Annotated in this window: 3 protein-coding genes; all 3 read left to right on the top strand. The window is 58.9% G+C overall.

All coding sequences use genetic code 11. The features are described from left to right. Nucleotides 1–41: 41 nt before the first annotated feature. The 3 genes from LPN03_RS20460 (at nt 42) to LPN03_RS20450 (ending at nt 4,451) form a co-directional block, all read left to right on the top strand. Complete coding sequence (locus LPN03_RS20460) at nt 42–380, top strand: PadR family transcriptional regulator (RefSeq protein ID WP_240902449.1); 339 nt, start codon at nt 42–44, stop codon at nt 378–380. Next, on the top strand, nt 377–955 hold the full coding sequence (locus tag LPN03_RS20455) for an HAAS signaling domain-containing protein (protein WP_165183822.1): 579 nt from the start codon (nt 377–379) through the stop codon (nt 953–955). The genes LPN03_RS20460 and LPN03_RS20455 overlap by 4 nt, the downstream gene beginning before the upstream one ends. Before the next feature lie 1,261 nt (nt 956–2,216). Continuing rightward, nucleotides 2,217–4,451: a putative transposase gene (locus LPN03_RS20450; protein ID WP_262455721.1), complete on the top strand. Its 2,235-nt coding sequence runs from the start codon at nt 2,217–2,219 to the stop codon at nt 4,449–4,451. Nucleotides 4,452–4,469 lie beyond the last annotated feature (18 nt).

Raw genomic sequence — 4,469 nt, 5'->3', positions numbered from 1 at the left:
ATCACTAGAGTTTAGGATTATTAGCAGGTACCATGCATAGCATGGGAGCAGATGGGCAGGTGTTAGCAAACCTACGAAAAGGGGTTCTACAATATTGCGTTTTGGCACTAATGCGAGACGCTGATTACTACGGACACGATTTGGCTCGCAAACTCGCCCAAAGTGGGTTAATGGGCGGGACTGGAACCATTTATCCACTCCTTGCAAGGCTGCGTCGCAATGGTCTTGTCGATACCACCTGGAAAGAATCGACCTCGGGACCTCCCAGGCGTTACTACAGGCTGACTAAATCCGGCAAGAGTGCACTTGCCGAGTTCACGGCAGAATGGGACCTTCTGAAAAAAACAGTCGACGTCACGATGAACGGAACCCTCAAATGAAAGAAACCATTGATGGCTCGCAGGTACGCCGCTATCTTGACGAACTTGACTCCAGGCTCATGTCGCTGCCAGACACGGAGCGACACGAGATCATACGAGAAGTGGAAGAGCACATTCATGCAGAGCGAGTAGCCGGACACGCCACCTCTGCGATCCTGAAAGAATTGGGTTCACCAGAAGAAGTGGCAAGCGCTACCAATCAGGGCGGCACGAGCAGTCGCGGCGATTCGACTGCTTACCTCATCCTAACTACATGCCTGCTCCTCTTGGGGGGATTTGCGATTATTGGCTGGTTTGCAGGTGCCATACTTTTGTGGGTTGGCAAGTCCTGGACGTTTGCGGAAAAATTGATATGTACCTTGATCTGGCCCGGAGGGCTTGCTGCTGCCTTGATCTTCTTTTACATTCCCACCCAGTTTGAGGGACGCTTTTATCCCGGGGGTGTCTACAACGGACAACCGGGAAACAGTCCATGGTCCGTCTTCTTCGGCATCGCAATGTTCTTAGTACCCATAGTCGTTCAAGGCGCGATTCTCTTGCTGACGCTCAGGAGGAACAAGCACAAGGACTTCTAGGACCAGGGCTCCTAATATAGGGATCTATTCTACGAAGTCCAGCACCATGCTCTTGGCGGCGAAGTTGAGGATGATTCCTGTGCCGAGGGTAGCGTATTTCGGTCGCAATGAGATGGTTGAAGGGCCCTTAGAAGGCCCTGGTTTGGCCTAAGTGGGCAACGGGTCCGGCCGAATGGTAAGAAGACCTGGAACTGTGGGATCGATGTCGCGCGTGGTGCCATGGTAGGCATGAATGTACCCGTCCACGTACAGGTTTACGCCAGATCCTCCACGCCAGGGCCGCGAGCGGGTCGTGCCCTCGGTCGGGCCAACCCTTTATCAAGCCATGGCAAGGGGACGGGCCGATGCTGAACCACCACAGCGGCCCTGCATCAATCCTGCCAGCGGTCACCAGGCCTGCCAATAATTATTAGAGAGATCTTCTACAATTCGGTGCGAATCCTTGACATAAATTTGACAACTGTATAGTGTGATTCCACATTGCGAATCGCCACTACGATGGACTGAACCAGTCGGGGACGACGCGATGCCATAATGGGGGTGAAATTTGATGTTTTCACGAAGAAAAGGACTAATTAAAGCGGCCATCGCATTGGTCGTTGCAGGATTCATCGTAGTACCGGCCGGTGGCGCTTCAGGGGCCACCTCATCGATTGACCAATCAAACATGCCTGATTCGTCAAGCATCGTTGAAACGGCACGCGCCATCCAAGCCCGATATCTCAACGGAGCTCAAACCGCCAGCGATGCGAAGTGGGTTCAGGACAACCCTGACATCTCAAAATGGATCGTTGACCCATCAAAGTCGACAACCTATCTCATCTCGTCGAAGAAGGTGCCGCAGCCCAGGGGGACCGCCGCGAAGCCCTTGTTGCTTACCGACACTTGCGTAGACAATGCATATGGAAACGAAAATAGGAACTCCGTGGGCGTTCGTCTTTACTCGTACGTTTCCGAGATCCGGTACTGCTTCAACTCGACCAAGATAACGACATTCCCACTACACACCGCATATTTTTCCAACATGAGCGGCGGCGTGAATGTGATTTCAAATATGATAGTCAATCAAGCCCTTGTTAGTGGCAATAATGGGTATATTACCCACCAAGGTCCAGGCCTCCGGTCATGGTGGTGGGGCGGTTTTGGGTGGTCGTTGATTTTTCGGGGTTTTTGTTGGGTAAAAGACTGTTAATTTTGCCCAATCTGCGATAAAATAGACTTACTGTTTTGTCGTCTCATGGAGGGTGGAATGATGGCTGTTATGACTGCCCAGCCGCCTCTTCCCCTGTCAATGGTTCCTGCGGCGGTGCCGGTGGGCTTGGCCGTGTCCCTGGTTGAAGGCGACCGGGGCGGGGAGGTCTATATTCGTGGTCAGCTCTGTGATGTTTGGGATGTCGGGGATGGTGCCGCCCGTCGTTGGGCGGCCGTGAAATTGGTGCGCCTGCATGCGGCCTCGGCCGCTGAAATCGCGAAGGCTTTCAAGGTTTCCACGGTGGCGCTGTGGAAGTGGGGCCAACTGGCCGGTGCTGGTGGAGTGGCGGCCCTGGTGGCGGAGAAGAAGGGACCCAAGCGTCCCTCGGTGCTGGTGGCTTCAACGATCGAACGGATCGTTGCCCTGCGCGGGCAGCACCGCTCCTTGCGTTCCATTGCCGCCGCGGTCGGCGTCTCGGAATTCAGTGTCCGGCGCGCCCTGAAAATCGTTGATGAACAGGGGATCCAGGAAACAGCATCAACATCCAGCCTCACCCGGCAGGAGGGAACGCGGCGTCCGGAACAGCTCCCGCTGCCGGTCTTGCCGGCACCTCTCGCCCGGGGCGGGGAACGGGCCGCGGCACGGGCCGGGCTCCTTGAGTGCGCGGAACCACGGTTTGCCCCGGCCGCCCGGGCGCGGCATGCCGGATTGTTCCTGGCGTTGCCGGCACTGGAAACCACCGGCCTGCTGGCCTGCGCGAAAGACACGTATGGGTCCTTGCCGGACGGGTTCTACGGACTGGAAACCGTCCTGATCGATGCCGTGCTGAGGGCCCTGGCCGGGGAAGCCCGGGCCGAAGGCGCCACCCGCTTCGACCCCCAAGAGCTTGGCCGGGTGTTGGGCATGGACCGCGCCCCGGAGGTGAAAACGATCCGCCGCCGGATCTCCCAGCTGGCTGAGGCCGGCAAGGCCGAAGAACTGATCGCGGCCCTGGCCAAACACCACCTCACCGCCACCGGTCCGGGCGGGGAAGACCTGGCCGCCATCCTCTACGTTGACGGGCACGTGCGCGCCTACCAGGGCACAAAAAAGATCGGGAAAATCTACTCGACACGGTTGAAGTTCCCCGTCCCGGCCACCGAGGAAACCTGGGTCACCGACGCCCACGGCTCACCCGTGTTCGTCGTCATGTCCGCACCCGGTGCATCCCTCGCCGCCGAGCTGCGCCGCCTCCTGCCGGAGCTGCGCACAGCCGTCGGTGACGGCCGGCGCGTGCTGGTCGGTTTTGACCGCGGCGGCTGGTCGCCGGATCTGTTCAAACACATGGCTGAAAAGGGATTTGATGTGCTCACCTGGCGCAAGGGCGCCAGCAAAGATGTCCAGAAAGATCTCTTCAAAGAGGTCTCCCATACCGACGTGCACGGGGAAGAGCGAAAGTGGTCGGTCGCTGACACAGTCGTTGACCTGCCCCTGGCCGCGACGAAGACGACCGGGGAAGTCTTCCCGATCCGGCAGGTCAGCCGGATCGTGGCGGCGACCGGTGGCGGCACCCGGCAAATCCACATCCTCACCACCGACCGCGCCATGAGCGCCGGGGAGGTGGTGTACCGGATGGGATCGCGGTGGCGGCAGGAAAACCAGTTCCGCTACGCCCGCATGCACTTCGACCTCGACTCCCACGACTCCTACACCAGCACCGGTGACAACGAGGACCGTTTGGTGCCGGAACCGGCCAAGAAGAAGGCCTACCAAAAAGTTGTTGCCGCCAGGAACGCGCATGCAGAGGCCGCCGCCGTGGCGGATGCGAACCTGCTGGCCCTGAAAACCCCGGCAGAAGGCGCCGGCGAGGTCACGGTGACCAGCGCCATGCACAACCAGGCCATGACACCGGTATGGGAAGCAGAAAAAGCCCTGGCCGCTGCCGAGAACGTGCATAAGAGCATTCCGGCCAAGGTCCGGCTCGGGGACCTGAACCCGGGACAACAGGTCCTGAACACCGAGGTCAAGCTGATCCACCACGGCATCCGCATGGCCGCCTACAACACCGCGATGACGATCGCGCGGGAGATCCGCACCAACACCGGCTACCGGCGCGCCAACCAGGAAGCCCACGCACTCATGCGCCAGGCATTCAACCAGCCCGGCGACATCGACACCAGCGAGCCAGGCCACCTGGTGATCCGGCTGGACCCGCTGCCGACCAAGGCGAAAACCGCGGCCATCAAAGAGCTCTGCGACCACCTCAACAGCACCGAGACCCGCTACCCCGGCACCAACCTCATCCTCAAATACACCATCAAATAATCACCACCGGGCTAATAG

It is taken from the genome of Arthrobacter sp. A2-55 (assembly GCF_025548615.1).
Lineage (GTDB): Bacteria > Actinomycetota > Actinomycetes > Actinomycetales > Micrococcaceae > Specibacter > Specibacter silviterrae.
This window is presented reverse-complemented; position numbering and strand designations above follow the sequence as displayed.